The organism is Arthrobacter globiformis (assembly GCF_030817195.1).
GTDB lineage: Bacteria > Actinomycetota > Actinomycetes > Actinomycetales > Micrococcaceae > Arthrobacter > Arthrobacter globiformis_D.
In genome coordinates this window covers 51,363-70,952 of record NZ_JAUSYZ010000002.1, presented here as the reverse complement: position 1 = coordinate 70,952, position 19,590 = coordinate 51,363, and the positions used below count along the sequence as shown (strand labels likewise).

Below are 19,590 nucleotides of genomic sequence, written 5' to 3'. Positions count from 1 at the left end.
CCAGGGCCCTGGAGGCAGGCCCACCACGTCCACCGACTACTGGCGCCCTTCCGCTACCGCCTGGACGACAACGGGCTGGACGTGATGCTGGTCAATGCCCGTGGCGCCATAAACGTGCCGGGCCGTAAGATCCCTGTCTCCGACGCGGCCTGGCTTGCCGACCGGGGTGCGCACGGCTGACGCGCTCCTCCATTAGTTCCTCTTCCGCCAATTCGCGAACTGCGCGACCTGACCGGGGCGAGGACGGTCAGCACCAGGGAAGTGCAGAGAAACTGCTGAAGACGCCTGCTTCAAGCTGTCCTCCGTGGCCTCGGAGATTACGGAGTATCGGGGCGGCTGATGCGCCAGGGTCCGGCAGTCCTGGCGGAGCTGGGGCACCGGCTGATGCGGCCAAAGATCCGGGATCTACCGATGCCTTCACTGACCGGTACAGCGACCATCATCGGTACACGGCGGAACTGTACCGAAACCCGCATCGATGCCCACACAAGTGACATCGATGAACCTTCGCACCAGGATTGAACCGCCGACGGAGCCCTTGCGTTTTGCCCAAGGGCTCCCGAAGAGCATTCCGGGATTCAGCATAGGATTGGCGAGGTCATCGCCGAGACAGGGGCCGGACACTGGCGTCTTATCGCCGCAGCAGGTGGCATCCCAGGCTGAACGTCACCCGGCTCCAACGAGTCCGCCGGCCGGGTCAGGGCAACCAAAACCCGGCAGGGCAGCACTACCTCCGTGACGCCCTCGCATCGCGGCACTCTCGGCGTTCCGACAGCACATATTTCGCAGCCAATACCGGAGCATGGCCTCTCGGCGCGGACTCCTCAAGGTGGTTGTCGCAGTTGAACACGCCATGCTTACCGCCGGCCTGGCACTGCTTACCACCGGTGAGTTCACAGGAAACCTGGAGCCGCCTACTTCATCGACGTGCGCGACCGCGCAACTCAAATGGCACCGCTATACGTCACCACTGAATGACTAACGGTAACCGGATAGAGGCCGCGACCCCCAACGCATGATCTCCAAAACCGAACTCCTAAGCGACACCAAGGCTAATGTCAAACCTGCCCCACCAATTCTTCCTTGCCACCCTTAGTCTGAGCGGTAGCCGTGGCTGATCGGACAGCTTCGAGAATTCTTTGCTTGTGTGCCTGGGCGAGCATCTGGATGTCCGTGCTGTAGGGATCGACAGCGATCAACGCTATCAACCTGTCGTGGTCGTCAATGAACTGCTCTGCAAGACGGAGGATAATGCCAAGAGTTGGCTGGCGGAGGATGCTCATCCGACTCCGCTCACCGTTGAGTAGTTCAAGCAACCGCTCGTTCTGGCAAGGGCCGCATAGCAGGTCGTGAAACTTGCCGTTAAGCTCCATGAATCCTTCAGCGTCAAATAACTCGCGGCAGCGGCGCATCTCCTCATTCAGCACCTTCGCCTGCGCTAGCGCCTCGCCAGTGACAAAGGGCGCAGCGCTTGCTGTAGCGGCACCTTCAAGGACGGCTATAACCTGCTGAATCGCGTCATAAGAGGCTGCGTCCAGTTCCGCTACCCGGGCTCCCGCGTTGTGGTTGTAAACGACATACCCTTCAGCTTCGAGTCGCCTTAGCGCTTCTCTTACAGGTACTGTACTGACGCTTGCCTCACGGGAGATTTGTTCAAGGACAAGTCGATACCCGGGGGAGTACGTACCCTCCAGAATCCGGCGCTTGACGTGGTTATAGGCGAGAGCAGTCTTTGCTCCGGAGGGTCCGCCCGCTTTCATGTCATTCTCCTGACTAGTCACTTCGCGTAGGTTGCAAACGGGAGTTTGCGCCCGTCCGGCCCTTCGGTAAATCTTCTACGGCATGCACCTTGTCCCTCGTCCGGCCACAGGCACGAACTGACCGGCCAGCGGATACGTGGTAAGCCCGCATAGTGTTAAGGGAATTATATGCCACATCTGATCATATTTGCGGCAAGGGCGCTCCGGGCACTTTGGCCGCGGCGGATCCGGAGACCTATCAAGCCCGTCAGGCGGGAAATGCACAGAGAACACCTTTCCTCCTCCTCTGGAAATGCTCCGAAACGGCCCGAATCCATCCCCGAGCATCTTCGGCCACGCTGAACGCCGACTCGTGGTTTGCGGCTCTGATTTACCACATAGCCAGTCCGCCCGTGATTGGCACACTGGCGCCCGTGATACTCCTGGCTCGCTCTGAAGCAAGGAAGGCAACGGCTTCCCCGATGTCCTCCGCAGTTTGTCCGCGCCGGAGGGGTATTTTCTCTTCCTGCATTGCCCACTGCTCGGGGGGAAGTGCCTCCCACATAGGAGTTTTTACAACACCGGGGCACACCGCGTTCACATTGACGCCATAAGGCCCAAGTTCAAGCGCCAGAGTCTGTGTGATACCAACCACGGAGAACTTGGAAGCGTTGTAGGGGGCATATTCAAGAATTGCCTGCTTGCCACAAAACGACGCCACGTTGACGATTTTGCCTGCCCTCTGGCTTCGAAAGTGCTTGCCAGCGGCCTGACATGCGAAGAACAAGGCCTTGCTGTTGATATCGTTGATGAGGTCCCAGTCCTTCTCAGTCACCTCATCGAATGGTTTCTGAATGGCGACCCCGGCATTATTCACCAAGATGTCAAACTTTCCGAAATTATCGATAGCAGACTCTTGGACACGGACGCTGGATTCAAGATCCAGGACATTTTGCTGCACAGCCAGAGCGGACCCTCCGACTGACTTAATTTCCTCGGCCGCGACCTGGGCACGTTCTTCATCAAGATCCGTGAGTACGACATTCGCTCCATGTCGGGCGAGAACCTGAGCGATACCCCTCCCAATTCCCTGCCCCGCCCCGGTGACGACTGCTACTTGGCCTTGGAGTTCTTTCATGACCTGACTTCCTTGTCTGGAGAGAAGGGATGGTTACAACGGTGGCACGGAGGGCGCAATACGCAGCGCAGGAATTCTGCGCAAGCAGGTGTCTTTGGTCAGGACATGCGTCGGCTCCTGCAAGAACGCGGTGGCAGATCTCTCTACTCACTCATATTCCTCGCGGCGCGTAGCTTGCGGGGCCAGCCGACTCGGCACTCTGGCCGACACGCCCCTCCGCGCCTCCGAACATATCAAATAACTGATCAAATTAGAAGATGCTTGAAAAGATATCTACTTTATGATCAAATCGAGATGTGACGCGAGCAACAGCGTGCTTGCTGGGCTATTAGGCTCGAGAAGCACGGAGGTTCTGCACATGCCCGCATGCAGGGATAGACCAACCGGCCCCGTGGTCGGCGGAAAAGAAGGCATTCCAAGGAGGAAATAGCATGACTGAAACCAATACCGACTCCGGCACGTGTTCGCCGGCCTGGGCCCACGCCGCGGGCTTCCTGAATCTTCAGAACCCGTCCGCGGTTCCCGCAACGATAGAGGAACTTGCGGATCGTGATCTGGCGCGGGAAAGTGCCCTCCGCTACAGCTATGCGTACGACGAACGACGCCTGGAGGTGCTGCGAAGCCTCCTTACCGACGATGCCAAATTCTCGATTAGCATCGCTGGTTCTGACGTGCAGTCAGTCGAGGGTCGCGACACCGTTGTGGAATGGCTGTCGGAAATTATGGACAGCCAAGACGATCAGCGCCGGCACCTCGTCAGCAATGTAATCATCGAGGAGATATCGGCGGATCGGGCCGTTGTCGTCACCTACCTCGCCGTCTTCAGCATTCGCGACTCCGCGCACCTTGCCACGACAGGGTTCTACCGGTTTGAGCTGGAAAAGCAGGACACCGTTTGGCGTATCAGCCACATCTTCGACGGCCTGGACCGTCCCTTCTAACCCCTCTCGCATTAACCCGCGGCTGAAGGCTCACGGGTCGAAGTCATCCATCCAGCCGGAGCAAGGTGAGCGACCCTCTGGCGCGGGGCACTCACCTTGCTCCGTCCGCATACTGCAGGCCGATCTCAGCAAGTTTGTAGGGCTCGGGCAGCCAGTTGTCGAGTCTTGATAATTGATTATATTTATGATCAGATCACTTGTGACGTAGGTTATAGGTCGTGTAGCGGAAGCAACGTCTCGCTTTTCATGGGTGCGGGGACCAACGAGGGTGTCGGTCCAGCAGACCCCTGCCAGCTCAAGAATCACGTGGCGCCCTCGCGCCCCAGCCACACTATTAGAGGACTCAAATGAAACTTGGACGTATCGCGGCCGCATCGCTTGCCGCCCTTACGCTTACCCTGACCGCCTGCTCAGGCGCCGAAACTAGCGCAGGATCCGCCAGCTCAGTGGACCAGAAAGGACTCGAAGCTGCCACAGCACTGGTCAACCAGTACAAGGCGTCGGTCTCCGAAAAGGAGCTGCCCACTGGAACCAACAAGGTCCAACCGGGCAAGTTCGTCATAACTGTCCCGTGCGCCTACGCAGCGGAGAACTGCAAGCGTGGCGTGGACGCCTTCGCCGAGGCCGCAAAGGCGGTGGGGTGGAGGACCCAGATGATTGACCCTGCTGGAGATCCCAACGCTGCGCGCGCCGCGGTACAGCAGGCGATCAACCTCAAGGCCGACGGCATTTTCTTCTTGGCGGGTTCTCCGGGCGGACTGGCCTCTGACCTGGCAGAGGCCCGCCAGCGGGGAATCAAGACCATCAATGTGGAAGGTGGCGGAAACGAGCCGGGGCAGTTTGATGTCAACATTGAACCCTCGCCTGAAGGCATGGGACGTCTGCTGGCCGCCCAAATTACCGTCCAGAGCAAGGGCACGGCCAAAGTCCTTCTCGTCAATGACCCGGAGTTCCAGGCCGTGGCTAAGATTCACGAAGGTCTTGTAAACGGCCTAAAGGAATTCTGCAGTGGCTGCACCACCACTGATGACATCAGCTTCCAGATCGCTGACCTGTCGACCGGCCTCCCGACGCAGTTTGAATCAGCGCTGGCCGCCCATCCCGAGACTGATTACGTCTGGGCGAGTTACGATGCAGCCGGCGCGAGCATCCGACCGGTCATCCAGCGCAGCGCGAACGGCGACAACATCAAAATGGTTTCCACGGATGGGTTGGAGGCCAACCTTGCCGATGTGAAGGCTGGCGGAATCCAGTCCGCGGACGTCGCTGCGAGCTCCCCCTGGCTTGCCTACCAGTCTCTGGACACCATGAACACGCTGTTCAAGGGTGGCAAGGCGGATCTCAATATCGCGGGACCCTACAAGCTTGTCACGAAAGACAACATCACCACCATCCCCTGGGATGGCGACGTCGACTGGAAGTCCGCTTACTTGAATCGTTGGAAGTAGACAGCCATGGAAGCATCCGTCAGCCACATCCAGTTGGCGTTGAGCGGTATCTCCAAGACCTTCAACGGGCAAAAGGCACTAGATGACGTCAGCTTCTCCATCCCGAAAGGCTCCATAACAGCGCTGCTCGGTATGAACGGTTCCGGCAAATCGACAATAATCAAGATCCTGGCAGGCATATATGCACCAGATCCAGGCGGAACACTCGAAGTTGCGGAAGAAACCGTAGAGCTTCCCCTGACGCCGCACATATCCCATCAGCGGGGGTTCCGGTTTCTGCACCAGGACCTCGGACTGATCCCAGAGCTGTCAATTGCCGACAACTTCGCATTCGCAGACAGCTTTCGCCGATGGAATGGGACTCCGCTAATCAGTTCACAACTACAGAACGAACATGTTTCTCAAGCTCTGGCATTTTTCGACATCCACGAGCACCCGGAAACCTTGGTCGGAGCACTAGATCCGTCCACCAGAACAATGGTCGGCATTGCTCGCCTGCTTCAGGACGAGGGGGCCCTGAGCCCGGAAGTGCTCTCCCGCCACATTCTTGTTCTGGATGAACCCACAGCGTCCTTACCCGCTGAGGAGGTCGAGCGCGTACTGTCCGTCCTGGAGCGTGTCCGGGACTTGGGCGGCACCGTGGTCTATGTCAGTCACAGAACTGATGAGGTTCGTCGGATCGCCGACCGTGTCGTTGTCCTGCGAGACGGAAAGGTTGTGGCCGAACAGTCGCTCGGGTCGCTTGACTCAGCAGGTATCGTTTCGCTGATCCTTGGGAAGGCCTTAGAAGAAGTGCTGACGGAAGACCATGAGCCGGCGCGAGGGCCGGCCCTGATGGCTCTCTCCGGAATCCGGGCGAGCCGCCTGAGGGACATCAGCTTCACTATCCATGCCGGTGAAGTGCTGGGGATCGCGGGCTTGGCCGGGTGTGGAAGGAGTGAATTGACCCGCGTCCTGACAGGTGCGCAAACCCACACAAGCGGGGAGATGGTCCTTCAGGGTAAACCCTATGATCCAAAGACTCCGCAATACGCCGTACAGCGGGGAGTGGCATCCGTTCCCCAGAACCGGCGGGCGGACGGCTGCATCGTCGATATGACCGTGAGGGAGAACGTTACTCTCGGCCGCCTTGGCTCTTTCGTGAACCGAGCCCAACTGCTTGAACCACAGCGCGAGCTTGCGGAATCAGTACGCCAGATCGAAGAATTCTCCGTTAAACCGGCCGATCCGGAGGCGACCATGGCGAACTTGTCCGGCGGAAATCAACAAAAGGTAGTCGTCGCTCGCGCCTCATCGCAGGCAAAGCATCTGATGGTTCTGGACGAGCCAACCCAGGGTGTCGACGCCTTGGCTAAACAGGAAATATGCACCTCGTTGCGGGCTATGGCGTCCACAGGCATCGCCGTAGCTGTAGGTTCGAGCGATTTCCAGGAACTTGCCGCAGTTTGTGACAGGGTCCTCATTCTCGACCGCGGCCATCTTGTGGCCGAAGTCGAAGGCCAGTACCTAACGGAGGCCAACCTCACAACCCTCAGCAGCCGTGGAAACACTTCCGGCAAGCAATTCTAGGAAAGAGTTATGACAGCAACCAAAATCGTGGAGTCGAAGGCTTTGAAAAAGTCCGCACCACGAGCTCGCAGAAACCCCTTCGCTGCGTACGGCATCGTGATCTTCCTGGTGTTGATCATTGTCGCATTCAGCGTTCTCTCCCCATCATTCGCGCGGTTCGACAACGTGCGGCTGCTGCTTGCCAACCTGGCTATCCCGGGAATCTTGGCTCTTGCCGCGATTTTGCCACTGACGGTGGGCGAGTTTGATCTTTCACTGGGTGCCACTTTGGGCTTCAGTGCCATAACATCTCTCACTTTGGCAAACAGCGGCCTCCCTCTCCCGGTGGTAATTCTGTTGACGCTGATCGTAGGCGCGGTAATTGGAGCCTTCAATGCCGTGCTGGTCATTGTTTTCCGGGTCAACGCCTTTATCGCGACCCTGGGTGTGGCCACATTACTTGCGGGCGGCAATTTGTTGCTGACAAATAGCTCCTTGCTGACGCTGAAAGTACCGCAGTTTGCACTCCTCACGACCACGCGCGTCGGCGGTATCCAGGTCGTCCTCGCCTATCTTGTCGTCGCTGCGCTCATCCTGTGGTTGGTCATGGAGAAGACTCCCTTCGGCAGGTACTCGCGCGCGACGGGACTGGGCCGAAGTGCCGCGACGCTGTCCGGCATCAACACCAGCCGCTACTTGGCACTTGCATTCATTCTCGGGTCCATCTTGGCGGCGCTTGCGGGGTTGCTGCAGGCTTCCCGCGCTGGGAGTGCTCCACCCTCCCTCGGACCAGATTTTCTCCTGCCCGCATATGCGGCGGCGTTCCTTGGCGCCACGACCATTCGCCCGGGCTTGTTCAACGTTTGGGGAACTGTCGTCGGCGTGATCCTTCTCGCTGTAGGCTCCAATGGCCTCACACTTCTTGGTGCCCAGACGTGGGTAACAAACGCATTCAACGGATCCGCGCTCATTCTTTCCGTTGCCGTATCCGGCTTCGTTTCTCGCAAGCGCAAGAGAGCTTAGTTGGATCTGAAAAAGGAGACCAGAAGATGTACAAGCTGATTTTTGTTACTAAGCGCAAGGCGGGGCTCAGCCAAGAGGAATACTTTCAGCATTACGCGGAAGTTCATTTCCCATTGGCAACGGCAATACCGGGATTGATCTCATACAATCAGATGCCGATAGTGCATGGTGCATGGTATGGATCAGACTCCTTTCCAGACTACGATGCCGTCTCCGAATACACATTTGAGTCAAAAGAAGCAGCAGACCTCGCCTATGCGTCACCTGAAGGAATTGCACTGAATGAGGATACAGGTGAATTCATCGATTGGGACACCGTCCTCACTATTCCTGTGGAAGTAAACCAGTCTCATACTGCTGCCAAGCACTGGGTCAAGAACCGCGTGCACCAAGAGTAAGGGGCAAGACCGTTGTCAATGTTGCTTAGATTCTCCAGGCGAGGCAGTTGGCTCCCATTGACGTCTCCGAGGGGTAAGGGTAGATCTTGAGTTCACAACCAGTACCTGCGTCGCAAGCGGGCGATATGCCTGCCAAACCGGCCCGGGGAATTCCCACAGCCCGGAATGTCGACCACATGGGGTTGACCGTTCCTGATTTGGATGCAGCCATCGGATTCTTCGTTGAGCATTTGGGATGTGAGGTTGCATGGCGAATTGGCCCGTTCCAGTCGAGCGGGACGTCATGGATGACGGACAACCTCAACGTTCACGCTGACGCTTCCTGCGACATCGCTATGCTTCGCATGGGGCCGACCTTCAACATCGAGCTCTTCCAGTATCAGTCGCCTGACCAAGTGCAGACACTGCCCAAAAATAGCGACTGGGGAGGGAGCCATTTAGCAATCTATGTCGACGATATAGTTGCCGCAGTCAATTACCTTCGCGACGTCCCTGGTGTAGTCCTCCAGGGAGAGCCAAAGAATGTTACGGATGGTGGCCCGACTGACGGCAACCGCTGGTGCTATTTTCAGACCCCATGGGGACAGCAGATGGAGTTGATTTCACCGACGCGGCCGTTGGGCTACGAGCGTGTAACAGACGTGCGGATGGCCCCGCCTGCACCTGACTGGGCCGCGAGACACCCGTACAAATAACACGGGGGTCCGGTGTCTAGACCGCCGGGCTGGTTCTGGAATGAACAATGAAAAGTGCTGGATGCGCCTCTGCATTCAGCAGATCGAAAGAAAGATGCGACCTTGATGGTGACAGCAGAACACCCTGACCCGGAAGAATCGAAGACGCTGCGGCTCCTGTGGCCGCAATGGCAAGGGGCTGCTCCGCAAACTGTAGCCGAGCTGGTGCCCGAGCTGCCGCTGCATGCCGCGCAGACGGGTTATAGCCTCGGGTCTTCAATTCTGAACGCGCTGCTCCCAACCGGAGGCGGCACCACCGTCCATGTGCCGGTTTCAGAACAAAATGGGGACACCGACCCTCAGGGCGGAATCATTGCCCGGCAACTTGTCCTGGCACAACTGCGTGAAGCCGTCAGTCTGATTGAGCAGGCTCAGCCAGAGAAGATTGTCACGCTTGGAGGTGAATGCTCAGTCAGCATTGCACCCTTCGCTTACCTCGCCGAGAAATATGGCGATGACATGGCCGTAGTGTGGCTTGACGCGCACGCCGACTGCACCCTGCCAAGCGATCCTTACGATGCTTATCACGCCATGGCACTTGCACATTTGACGGGTCACGGCGATTCGGAATTTATCGACGCGCTGCCTGCAACAGTCAACGCATCCAATGCGGCAATTGCCGGAGTGCACGCATGGACTGATTGGGACCGGCCCAACGCCCATGCATGGGGCATCGAGAGCTTCAGCGCCCAACAGCTCAACGACGATACTGAACCTCTACTTTCCTGGCTGAAGGCAACGGGTTGTTCGCGGGTCGCAGTGCATCTCGACCTCGACGTTGTTGACAGCAACGAGATCATCTTCGGTCTGGGAATGGAACCAAACGGCCTTAGCCGTACGGCGCTCATTCGTACTCTGACCGAGCTGTCCCAAGTTGCCGACCTCGTGGCAGTAACCGTTGCAGAGTACGTTCCCCGGCAAGTGATAGCTGTTCGCGAACTTCTGGCGTCATTGCCTCTGCCTTAATGACATAGCAGCTGACAGGATCAGTCCGACTAGTCATGCGCGGCAGACAATGAGCGCACCGTCCTGCACAGCAACGAAGGCGGTGCGCCCGGTCGTATGGTCCAAGCCTGTATCGTGATCGCTGCCGACTCTGAGAGTTGGCTGAAATTATCGTTTACGTAGCCGGTATTGGAACATCGTAAAGGACATGCTGGCCCCGTATTAAGGACACCAGCGCCAGCGCTCTCCGGCCTGAAGAAACACCCAGCCTCAAGAATGTATTACGACCGGAAACACGGAGAAGGAAAGTGTGCAATGGGTTGCATTAGACAATCTAAGCGGTCGCACGAAGAGGCCAAACATATCAAGAGAAGCGCATATCGCGGGCGACGACGCAGTTGCCCGCGGCAGCCTCAATCAAGAGGGCGCTTCCTTACCTAGGAGTAACCCCAATGAAGTACATGCTCTGGTACAGCGCGAAGCCTGGCAGGCAAGATGAGCTGCAGGCATGGCTGATCGGTCATTTCACTGAGACGGCCCTCAACTGGACCCCTAGGGTCGCCGGCCTCCGGGTGAATGCAGCGGTGCCTGAGCCGTCAGGGCTTGAACTCTACGGCAGCAGCGAGAAGAACTCCGCCGACGTTTACGATGCCATTGTCGAGATCACCTGCAGCGGTGAAGGGGTGGCAAAGCAATTGCTCATGCTCAACCAACCAGTTGCCGAATCCCTCATCCAGCACTGCCATGTGTATGAAGTGGAAGAAGACGAAGTCATCAACAGGCTGGAGGCCACGTCCGGCCTCCCCACCCAAGGTTACAAGTTGATGCGCGGATTGTTTTTCTTTCCCGACCTGCCGGATTCGGCCGTCCGGCGGAGTTGGAAGCACCATCAGCAACTCGCGATACGAGTGCATACAGGATTGGTTCGGTATGCCTGCATTTGGGTGAACCGGTCCCTAACTCCGGGGGCGCCACCCATCCAAGGAGTTTCGGTTCTGCACTTCCCTAGCGTCAAGGACATGCGGGAGAACTATTTCGATTCGGCCCGGGGACGTAGCGAAATCATCCACGACATCGGACACTTCATTTCGAGGGGGACGTCACGGGTTTTTACCAAGGAATTCAGCTACGCGGCCGACAAAACGGGGGATCAGGGTGAGCCGTGGTCCCTGTGGCCCCTGTCCTAACTACCCGGCCCCCATTCCCCAGTTATGCCTACTTTCACGTTCGACACTGACTCCATTGCCGGGGCAGATCGGTTCGCGTACTGGAATGAAGCCATCGACCGCTCGTTCTGCGTTGCCGAAAGCCAGCCGGCGGACGAAGGGAGTTTCTCGGCGAAAATGACCTCCCGGGACGTGGGAGGCATCAGATTTTATCAGATTCAGTCCAGCCCCTTGAGCGTTTACCGTTCCAGCAGCGCGGTTAAGACCGATCCGTGTGACGACTTTCTTTTTGGCTACTTTCGTTCCGGTCGGTGGCAGGTGGAACAGAACGGCCGGCAGGGAATAGCCGGTCCAGGCGATATGTCATTGGTGGACATGGGACGCCCGTATCGACACACGCTGCCAACGGAGTATGAGGCGGTCTTCCTTCGTATACCGCGGCGAATGGTCCTATCCCGATTTGCCGACGCTGACAGGATGCCAGCTTCCATCTTGGCGAAGGACTCCGCATTAGGGCCGCTTGTGGGAAATCTGTTGTGCAATAGCCTAACGATTGAAATGCCCGAAGAGACTGGCGTGCAGGCCCGCCTGGCCTCCGGAGTCCTGGACTTGATTTGCGCTGGATTCGGCTCCGCGCCCACGCCGGAACCGGTGGAAGATAGCCGTAAAGCTGGCCTTCTGGCGACAGCAAAAAACTTCGTCCTGAGCAGGCTGGGAGACCACACACTCACAGTGGAACAGGTCGCATCTGCCTGCCACATCTCAACACGGACTCTCAACCGGTTATTCGCTACAGAAGACACGACAGCGGTGCAATGGTTGTGGAAGATGCGGTTAGAAAAGAGCCGACAATTGCTCGAGTCGGGGCAGGTTGAGCGGGTGACAGCATTGGCATTGGAATGTGGCTTCACCGACTTCTCCCATTTCAGCAGGTGCTTCAAGAAAACTTATGGCACCACACCCAGCGCCATGTTGCGGGGCGCCGCAGCTACTTTGTCGCGCGAAGCACGGGCGGTACCCACCCCACCTCCTCGCTGAGGCGTGTGTAACCAGCCACCTTCCATTTCGCCACGGCGGTGTCAATGGCCAGTAGTTTCTGCCCACCGGCGGCTCGCCGACCAGAACTGTGTCGCGTCCAGGCCAATGAAGGTGGCGGGTAGGTCACAGAAATCACGATTGGCTAAGGCCTAGATTGAGAAGACTCCGGCATCAGTGATCTACGACACGTAAGAGCCGAGGATGACAAGTCGAAATCGCCGCTTTCCTGGGCAAACTCCTGCAGCCAAACCACCTCGAAAGGCGATTGCACGATGACATCAAGGCTGGTGCCAACACCCGGCCGGGACAAGCTCCCCCTGCTCGAACTTCCCGTGCCGGATGAATTTCAAATGGTCGGGTTCGATACCACCGACATGGACCATGCCAATCAGTACAAGCTCTTTTCCAGCACAGTGATTCCCCGGCCGATCGCCCTCGTAACAACAATCGGGCCTGCAGGGCCGAACGCTGCTCCGTTCAGTTTCTTTAATGCCGTCGCCGTCGGACCTCCCATGGTGATGTTCTCTGTCGGCCCTGCGATGTTCGACCGGAAAAGCGACGATAAAGACACGCTCGTCAATATCAGGGCCACCGAGGAATTCGTCGTACATCTCGTGGATGACGCAAACAAGGAAAAAATGAACCTTTGCGGACCGGAATACGGGCAAAACACGGACGAAACAACCGTAGCGGGATTTCGCTGCGGGCCGTCGCGGAAGGTTTCCCCTCCCCGGATCGTCGATTGCCCTGTCCAGTTGGAATGCAAAGTCACGGCTATCCATCCGCTGGGCCAGATGCCCTACTACATGATCGTGGGCGAAGTAGTTTTTGCCCATTACCGCGAGGGGATCGTAGACAACCGCCTCCGCGTGGACATGACCGCCATGGACCCAATCGCCCGACTGGTGAACCCCGGGATCTACTGCAGGATCACCGACCACTTTCACATGGCGGCACCAGACACCAAATAGCGGGCACCGGCAACGAGGCCCACGTGTCGCTAGTCCCGGCCTTCACCGCATTGAAGGCCGCAACAACTTCAACTATCCACAGCAAACCAACCAATTCAGGACCTCAAATGAATCAAAGGCTAAGGATTACCCACAAACTCGTCGCCACAGCAGCAATCGCCGCAGCGGTCGCCGCAACTACCGCCTGCGGCGATCTGCCCACCACAGCAAGCGACGCAGCCAGCCAGTCGTCCGCAAAAGTGGTCAGCGAGCCTTTTGAAGGGCGGCCCTCCATCAACGACTTCTGCGGCCAGAAGCCGATCCAGGTGGCCTTGGCCGACGGGTTCGGGGGCAACTCCCTTCGGAAAATCATGCGGCGGCAATTCGAACTCGAAGCTGCCAAATGCCCCAACATCACAAAGACGTTTTACACAGATGCCAATGCCGATCCGCAAAAGTACGCCTCCGACATCAGCGGACTCGTCGCCCAAGGCGTCAACGCCATCATCACCTTGGACGATTTCGGCCCCGCTGCCCTTCCCGCTCTCCGCAAGGCAACCCAAGCAGGGGTCGTCGTCGTCCCGTACAAGTCAAACCCGGGTGGGACCCCCGGAAGCGACTACGAAGTATTCGTCAGCGAAGACTCAGACGCCGTCGGTAAAGAGTGGGCAGATTGGGCCTCGGAGGTTACCGGCGGGACCGGAGATGTTGCCATGCTTGGCGGAACGCCCGGCAACGCCCTGAGCACCGCTTTCCTCGACGGCTATAAAAAGGCAGCTCCACAGGGCCTAAAGCTCATCCAGAACGATCCGATCACCACCAATTGGACAATCGCCGGAATGCAACAGGCCGTTTCCGGCATGCTTACGCAACACCCCGACACAAAATTGTTGCTCGCCGACTACGGCGCCACAATCCCGGCCATCGCCAGAGCCTACCAAGCTGCAGGCAAGCCCCTCGTACCCCTGGCTGTCACGGCAAGCTCCAACGAGGTCGGATGCGCATGGAAGGACCTCAAGGCAAAGAACCCTGGCTTCGAGCTGCTGTCCGTCGACGGAACAGGAAACGTACCCAAAATCGCGCTGCGCAAGGCAGTAGCTGCGGCCCAAGGCCTGAAAGATCCTGAATCCCCACTCGTCAAGCTGTCGGTCTTTATCGACACCAAAAACGGCAAAATGCCGACCTGCAACCCCGCCTTGCCGCCGGACGCGGACCTTTCAGCAGATCTCACGCCCGAGCAAATGAAAGCCGTCTTCGCCCGCTAACCCTGGTACCCAACCACAGGAGCATCATGACCATAATCGGCCCCACCCTGGGGGACCTGCAGGAAACAAACGACCACTTTGGCTTGGAGAGCTCACCCAATGAGCTCTCCGAGTACCACCAGATCATCGAGGGCATGCTGGGAGCCTACCGCCGGCTCGACGACATGAAGACCACGCCTGTGCCATCGAATTACGCACGTTCCGTTGGCACGCGTCCCCGACAGGAGGAAAACCGCCTCGGCGCTTGGGCCTGGCGCGCTGACATACGTGGGGCAAAAGAGGGACCTCTGGCCGGCAGGACAGTAGCCATCAAGGATTCCATAGCCGTAGCTGGCCTCCCAATGAGCAACGGATCAGCAGCACTTGAGGGGCATGTTCCCGCCGAGGACGCAACCGTCGTCACCCGGCTGCTCGACGCAGGGGCGACCATCGTTGGGAAATCCACCTGCGAAAGTTTCTGCTTGTCCGGCGCCAGCCACACCTCTGACCCGGCCCCGGTGCGTAACCCCCATGACACCTCACGCTCGAGCGGAGGATCCTCCAGCGGCTCGGCCGTGCTCGTCGCCACCGGAGAAGTTGACCTGGCGCTGGGGACCGATCAGGGCGGCTCAGTGCGCATGCCCGCTGGCTGGTCCGGCGTCTACGGCCATAAACCAACGTGGGGTCTCGTGCCCTACACCGGCGGCATCACGATCGACCAGACGGTTGATACCATCGGACCGCTCGCCCGGACACCTTCCGACCTAGCCCTGATGCTTGACGTCATAGCCGGACCAGATGGGCTCGACCCCCGCCAGCAACATGGCTTCTTCCAGGAGCCGTACCATCAGGCACTTACAGGCGAAGTGGAAGGCCTTCGTATCGGCATCGTCACGGAAGGCTTCGGATTGCCCGGCAGTTCGGAACCAGACGTCGATGACATCGTCCGCGAAACCGCCCACGGCCTACGGTCCCTTGGCTGCAGCGTTCAGGAGGTCAGCATACCCGCACACCGTGATGCTCAATCGATTGCCATGCCCATCTTCGTGGAGGGCGGCTTTCATGCGATGGGAACAGGCGCAGGCGCAGGACTGAACTTCCGCGGGCACTATGCGCTGTCCACAATGGACGCTATCCGGACAGCGCTGAACAGCAAGGGAGGAAAGCTGTCCGTGACCCACAAGCTTTATACGCTGCTCGCCGATTTCATGAACCAGAAGCATGGGTTGCATTACTACGCCAAAGCGCAGAACCTGTCGCGATCGCTCCGGGCGGCCTATGACCGCGCCTTCCTCGAATTTGATGTCCTCGTTATGCCCACCCTGCCCAAAAAGGCAACGCCCATTCCCGCACCCGACGCCGCTATCAGCACCCAGGTAGCGAGTGCTCTGGACATGCTTCAGAACACCTGCGCCTTTAACGTCACCGGACACCCTGCAACTGCTATGCCAGTGGGCATGTCGGAAGGACTGCCGGTGAGCATGATGATCATTGCCCCGCATTGGCAGGATGCCCGGTTGCTTCGACTGGCGGACGCCTGGCAGCGCCGCACAGCTGGCGGTCCGGCTCCTCTGCCCCCCGGTGCAGGGGCAACGGCGGGTGCGCGGTAATGAGTACGGCACAAACTGCCGGCACATCGCCGATAAAGATTGGCGCAGCTAGTGAATCGGCAGAACATATAAATTCAGGTGAGCCCGACCTTGTTTCGCTCCGGCTCTCCGGCGTCCATAAGTCCTTCGGTCCGGTGCGCGCACTGAAGAATGTGAACCTGCACGTACGCCGCGGAGAAATACTCGGGCTAGTGGGGGAGAATGGGGCAGGAAAATCGACGCTCATGGCCGTGGCGGCGGGTTCTCTGCAACCCGACAGCGGATTTCTAGAGATTTGTGGACAGCGCGTTGACAACCCGGACCCCGAATCTACCAAGCGGGCCGGTCTGGCCATTGTCTACCAGGAGCCTGCGCTCATTCCCGACCTGAGGGTTGACGAAAACTGCTATTTGGGCGTTCTACCGGAGAAACGGCCACGGTTCAGCAATTTGGCGCGCTGGTCCCGTCAGATAACTAGTTCGTTCACAGAGACTGAGCCCTTGACCCCTGCGATTACGGTCAGGGATCTTGCCCCGGATAAGAGGTTTCTCTTGGAAATCTCCAAAGCTATCGCAGGAAACCCGTCCGTCCTTATCCTCGACGAGCCAACCGAGCACCTCAGTAAGGACGATGTGGAGTCCCTGCTGTCAAAGATTAGGTCGCTTGCGGAGACTGGTTGCGCCATAGTTTACATTTCTCACCGGATCCACGAGGTCAGACGGATAGCGGACCGCATCACCGTTCTCCGGGACGGGGAAGTGCGAGATACCTTCCCTGCTCCGTCAAAGACCGATGGGGAAATCATCAATCTCGTCGCCGGACGGCCGTTGACCGCGTTGTTTCCGCCAAAAGGGGTGGACACGGAGGCTGGGGCCTCTCTTACCTGCCGCGACTTCAGCGGAAAGACATTCTCCTTGGACTCCCTTAGCCTCAACAAGGGCGAAATCGTTGGCCTCGCCGGCATCGAAGGTCAAGGACAGCGCGAATTCCTCCGGGCCTTGGGCGGACTTGAGCCGGCAAACGGGACGGTACGGCTTAACGATGCGGATGTTCCACTGGGGAAACCTTGGCAGGCAGCAAAATCGGGCATCGCCTTCGTGTCCAATGACCGTAAGGGTGAGGGCATCTTCTCCACGATGCCCGTACTGACAAACCTGACCTCCTCCCAACTCGAGAGGCTGGCCCGCTTCGGCGTGGTAAAGCAGCAGTCGGAGCAGGCAGCCGGAGAGCAGCTGCGGCAACGATTCGGCGTGAAAGCAGGCTCGATGGGTGACCCGATCGAAAGCCTGTCAGGCGGCAACCAACAGAAGGCCGTGCTGGCCCGCAGCCTGGAACCGGACCCACTGCTAATCCTCGCTGATGAGCCCACACAAGGTGTCGACGTTGGAGCGCGGTTGGAGATTTATCGTATCCTCAGGGAGGCCGCCGAACGGGGTCGGACTGCAATTGTTCTATCCTCAGATGCGTTGGAACTCAGCGGGTTGTGCGACCGAGTGCTGGTGTTTTCGCGCGGCCAAGTGGTGGCAGAGCTAGCTGGTGAACGGCTAAGTGAAAAGGCCATCACTGCAGCCACCCTGACCTCGACCACGCAGCGCTCCGCGCCCGTGAAGACAGAAAAATCTTCATTCCAGCGCTTTCTTCACGGGGATTATTTTCCTGCGGCGGTCCTGGCACTAACCACTGTTCTGCTCGGGCTCGCTGCCGCTTCCCAAAACAACTTTTACCTCACCCCGCTGAACATCAACGCAATGCTTTTCATGTTTGCCGGCTACGCCTTTGTTGCCCTCGCACAGCAGTTAGTGATGCTCACGGGCGGCATAGACATATCCGTCGGTCCGCTGGCCGGAGTTCTGGTCGTTTCCGCGTCATTCGTTCTATCCCAGTCCGTGTCCACCGTTGTGGGTCTGATGCTTGGGCTGGCCGCGCTCCTTGCTATTGCGGTGGCGGTAGGAGTCGTGAACTGGGCACTGACCGACCTCGCCAAGATCCCGCCCGTGATCGGCACCCTGGTCACGTTCACCGTTCTTCAGGGCACTTCGCTCCTGCTCCGCCCGACACCGGGCGGAGTAATCAACGCCACCCTTCTGAAATGGGTAGAAACCTCGATCGGCTTCGTCCCCGTCGCAGCCATCGCTGCTGTAGTGCTAGGCCTGGTGATGGAGTTTGCTCTCCGGCGAAGCGGCTGGGGTCTTCGTCTCCGTGCCACAGGCTCCCTGCCCTCCAGTGCGCGGAAAGTAGGTGTCAATCAGCGAAAATCGCTATCCAGCGCTTACATTGGTGCCGCCGCGATAATCGTGCTCGCCAGCCTGGTTCTGGCTGCACAGACTGGGTCGGGGGATGCCAGCGCCGGAATCGGGTACACCCTCCCAAGCGTGACCGCAGTCGTATTGGCCGGTGCCAGTGTGTTCGGCGGTAGGGGTTCCTTTGTTGGCGCGCTAACAGGAGCTCTGCTTATCCAGCAGCTCAACACGGTCACCGTCTTCCTATCACTCGACGAAGCATGGCAACAGTACCTCTTGGGCGGCCTCACCATCGTGGCCGCCGGATTCTACTCGCGGCTGAGGTCCAGGGCATGAACAGCACCATCATCGATCCTAACGTCCAACAGGTCTTGGACGGCGAGGATAGGAAACCTATCCAACATCGGTTCAGGAAGATCACGGGCGGATATGCCGTGATCTGGTGGACAACCGCTGCTCTCCTAATAGTAGGCAGTCTTTCAGGAGCCCTGACAATTCCATCCCTGACATCCCTTCTGCCATTCGCCAGTATTTTGGCGATAGCGGCCGTTGGCCAGACGCTCGTAGTCCAACAGCGCGGGCTGGACTTCTCGGTTGCCGGCATCTTCTCGCTGGCAACGGTTATTTCGACTGTTGTGCCCGCAACTTTCGGCTTGGGTGACATCTCCGGGATAGTTGCTGCTTTGGTCGTCTCCGCAGCTACAGGACTGCTCACCGGAATCGCCGTCACACGCCTGCGCATCACTCCGCTAATTGCAACCCTCGGAGTGAACGCCCTCCTGTTAGGGCTCTGCCGCACTATGTCCGGTTCCAGCACGACCCGGGCCTCGGACGGACTGACGGAACTAGTTAACGGCCGCTTTCTCGGTATTCCAACAATCGGAGTGATCGCCGCCGTGATAATTGGCGGGGCCGCCGTACTGACAAGCCATACAGTTCCGGGGCGCAAATTCGTCATCGTGGGGGCGAGCCCTGCGGCGGCCCGCGCCACCGGAATACCTTTACATCGCTATCAGGTCGGCGCCTACATCCTGGCGGGGCTATGTTACGGACTCGCTGGCATACTCTTTGCCGGCTACGTCAATACACCCCCGATTGATTCGGGCAACTCGTACCTCTTGGCGACCGTCACAGCCGTGGTGATCGGTGGCACTCCACTATCGGGAGGAAAGGCCAGCATCACCGCTTCCGCTGTGGGCGCCCTGTTCATTTCGGTCTTGAGCCAGATCGTGCTTGCTCTCGGTGCGCCGTCATCGGTGCAACTCCTGCTCCAAGGCCTCGCCATCGCCCTCGCCATGCTTGTCCGCGCTGCCGCAGCCTTGACCTGGGGCAAGAGAAGTGGTTCGTGATCATTGAGGGAATTACTACCGACCGCATGGTCATCGTAATCCGCTTGGCCATCTTCAGCGTCAAGGTTGGCAGCTGAGCCGGCAGCCGCCGTCCGGCCTA

The 19,590-nt window shown here is 58.6% G+C and carries 17 protein-coding genes; 14 read left to right on the top strand and 3 right to left on the bottom strand.

Annotated features, from left to right (window positions below):
- Positions 1 to 36: 36 nt before the first annotated feature.
- The 3 genes from QF036_RS24150 to QF036_RS24140 form a co-directional block, all read right to left on the bottom strand.
- Positions 37 to 174, bottom strand: coding sequence for a hypothetical protein (locus QF036_RS24150; protein ID WP_307106189.1), 138 nt, complete (start codon positions 172 to 174; stop codon positions 37 to 39).
- Positions 175 to 1,058: 884 nt separating this feature from the next.
- Positions 1,059 to 1,760, bottom strand: coding sequence for a GntR family transcriptional regulator (locus tag QF036_RS24145; protein ID WP_307106188.1), 702 nt, complete (start codon positions 1,758 to 1,760; stop codon positions 1,059 to 1,061).
- 370 nt (positions 1,761 to 2,130) lie between these two features.
- Complete coding sequence (locus QF036_RS24140; protein WP_307106186.1) at positions 2,131 to 2,877, bottom strand: SDR family NAD(P)-dependent oxidoreductase; 747 nt, start codon at positions 2,875 to 2,877, stop codon at positions 2,131 to 2,133.
- Between the two features lie 431 nt (positions 2,878 to 3,308).
- Here QF036_RS24140 and QF036_RS24135 point away from each other — a divergent pair, with 431 nt between their 5' ends.
- From QF036_RS24135 to QF036_RS24070, 14 genes are all read left to right on the top strand, one after another.
- Entirely contained in the window at positions 3,309 to 3,818 is a 510-nt protein-coding gene (locus QF036_RS24135; protein WP_307106184.1) for a nuclear transport factor 2 family protein, read from the top strand.
- A gap of 347 nt (positions 3,819 to 4,165) precedes the next feature.
- Complete coding sequence (locus QF036_RS24130) at positions 4,166 to 5,266, top strand: sugar ABC transporter substrate-binding protein (protein WP_307106182.1); 1,101 nt, start codon at positions 4,166 to 4,168, stop codon at positions 5,264 to 5,266.
- Between the two features lie 6 nt (positions 5,267 to 5,272).
- Positions 5,273 to 6,835, top strand: a complete 1,563-nt coding sequence (locus QF036_RS24125) for a sugar ABC transporter ATP-binding protein (RefSeq protein WP_307106180.1) — start codon at positions 5,273 to 5,275, stop codon at positions 6,833 to 6,835.
- A gap of 9 nt (positions 6,836 to 6,844) precedes the next feature.
- Positions 6,845 to 7,837, top strand: coding sequence for an ABC transporter permease (locus tag QF036_RS24120; protein WP_307106178.1), 993 nt, complete (start codon positions 6,845 to 6,847; stop codon positions 7,835 to 7,837).
- 26 nt (positions 7,838 to 7,863) lie between these two features.
- The gene (locus QF036_RS24115; RefSeq protein WP_307106176.1) at positions 7,864 to 8,235 is read left to right on the top strand and encodes an EthD family reductase; all 372 of its coding nucleotides are present in this window, start codon (positions 7,864 to 7,866) and stop codon (positions 8,233 to 8,235) included.
- Between the two features lie 86 nt (positions 8,236 to 8,321).
- Entirely contained in the window at positions 8,322 to 8,930 is a 609-nt protein-coding gene (locus QF036_RS24110; RefSeq protein ID WP_307106175.1) for a VOC family protein, read from the top strand.
- Positions 8,931 to 8,984: 54 nt separating this feature from the next.
- Positions 8,985 to 9,935, top strand: a complete 951-nt coding sequence (locus QF036_RS24105) for an arginase family protein (protein ID WP_307106173.1) — start codon at positions 8,985 to 8,987, stop codon at positions 9,933 to 9,935.
- Between the two features lie 431 nt (positions 9,936 to 10,366).
- Positions 10,367 to 11,101 (top strand): hypothetical protein, encoded by a 735-nt coding sequence (locus tag QF036_RS24100; RefSeq protein ID WP_307106171.1) that lies wholly within the window; start codon positions 10,367 to 10,369, stop codon positions 11,099 to 11,101.
- 24 nt (positions 11,102 to 11,125) lie between these two features.
- Positions 11,126 to 12,118, top strand: coding sequence for a helix-turn-helix domain-containing protein (locus tag QF036_RS24095; RefSeq protein ID WP_307106169.1), 993 nt, complete (start codon positions 11,126 to 11,128; stop codon positions 12,116 to 12,118).
- Positions 12,119 to 12,390: 272 nt separating this feature from the next.
- Positions 12,391 to 13,089: a flavin reductase family protein gene (locus tag QF036_RS24090; protein WP_307106168.1), complete on the top strand. Its 699-nt coding sequence runs from the start codon at positions 12,391 to 12,393 to the stop codon at positions 13,087 to 13,089.
- A gap of 23 nt (positions 13,090 to 13,112) precedes the next feature.
- Positions 13,113 to 14,333: a substrate-binding domain-containing protein gene (locus QF036_RS24085; protein WP_307106166.1), complete on the top strand. Its 1,221-nt coding sequence runs from the start codon at positions 13,113 to 13,115 to the stop codon at positions 14,331 to 14,333.
- A gap of 26 nt (positions 14,334 to 14,359) precedes the next feature.
- Positions 14,360 to 15,922 (top strand): amidase, encoded by a 1,563-nt coding sequence (locus QF036_RS24080; protein ID WP_307106164.1) that lies wholly within the window; start codon positions 14,360 to 14,362, stop codon positions 15,920 to 15,922.
- Positions 15,922 to 18,477, top strand: coding sequence for an ATP-binding cassette domain-containing protein (locus QF036_RS24075; RefSeq protein ID WP_307106162.1), 2,556 nt, complete (start codon positions 15,922 to 15,924; stop codon positions 18,475 to 18,477). Before QF036_RS24080 ends, QF036_RS24075 begins: the two co-directional genes overlap by 1 nt.
- Complete coding sequence (locus tag QF036_RS24070; RefSeq protein ID WP_307106160.1) at positions 18,474 to 19,490, top strand: ABC transporter permease; 1,017 nt, start codon at positions 18,474 to 18,476, stop codon at positions 19,488 to 19,490. Before QF036_RS24075 ends, QF036_RS24070 begins: the two co-directional genes overlap by 4 nt.
- Positions 19,491 to 19,590: the final 100 nt, after the last annotated feature.

What these genes read in the sequence shown, in the direction of transcription:
- QF036_RS24095 (WP_307106169.1), top strand. Translation starts at nt 11,126, where the DNA reads ATGCCTACTTTCACGTTCGACACTGACTCCATTGCCGGGGCAGATCGG.
- QF036_RS24125 (WP_307106180.1), top strand. Translation starts at nt 5,273, where the DNA reads ATGGAAGCATCCGTCAGCCACATCCAGTTGGCGTTGAGCGGTATCTCC.
- QF036_RS24130 (WP_307106182.1), top strand. Translation starts at nt 4,166, where the DNA reads ATGAAACTTGGACGTATCGCGGCCGCATCGCTTGCCGCCCTTACGCTT.
- QF036_RS24080 (WP_307106164.1), top strand. Translation starts at nt 14,360, where the DNA reads ATGACCATAATCGGCCCCACCCTGGGGGACCTGCAGGAAACAAACGAC.
- QF036_RS24090 (WP_307106168.1), top strand. Translation starts at nt 12,391, where the DNA reads ATGACATCAAGGCTGGTGCCAACACCCGGCCGGGACAAGCTCCCCCTG.
- QF036_RS24140 (WP_307106186.1), bottom strand. Translation starts at nt 2,877, where the DNA reads ATGAAAGAACTCCAAGGCCAAGTAGCAGTCGTCACCGGGGCGGGGCAG.
- QF036_RS24115 (WP_307106176.1), top strand. Translation starts at nt 7,864, where the DNA reads ATGTACAAGCTGATTTTTGTTACTAAGCGCAAGGCGGGGCTCAGCCAA.
- QF036_RS24075 (WP_307106162.1), top strand. Translation starts at nt 15,922, where the DNA reads ATGAGTACGGCACAAACTGCCGGCACATCGCCGATAAAGATTGGCGCA.
- QF036_RS24070 (WP_307106160.1), top strand. Translation starts at nt 18,474, where the DNA reads ATGAACAGCACCATCATCGATCCTAACGTCCAACAGGTCTTGGACGGC.
- QF036_RS24145 (WP_307106188.1), bottom strand. Translation starts at nt 1,760, where the DNA reads ATGAAAGCGGGCGGACCCTCCGGAGCAAAGACTGCTCTCGCCTATAAC.
- QF036_RS24120 (WP_307106178.1), top strand. Translation starts at nt 6,845, where the DNA reads ATGACAGCAACCAAAATCGTGGAGTCGAAGGCTTTGAAAAAGTCCGCA.
- QF036_RS24135 (WP_307106184.1), top strand. Translation starts at nt 3,309, where the DNA reads ATGACTGAAACCAATACCGACTCCGGCACGTGTTCGCCGGCCTGGGCC.
- QF036_RS24100 (WP_307106171.1), top strand. Translation starts at nt 10,367, where the DNA reads ATGAAGTACATGCTCTGGTACAGCGCGAAGCCTGGCAGGCAAGATGAG.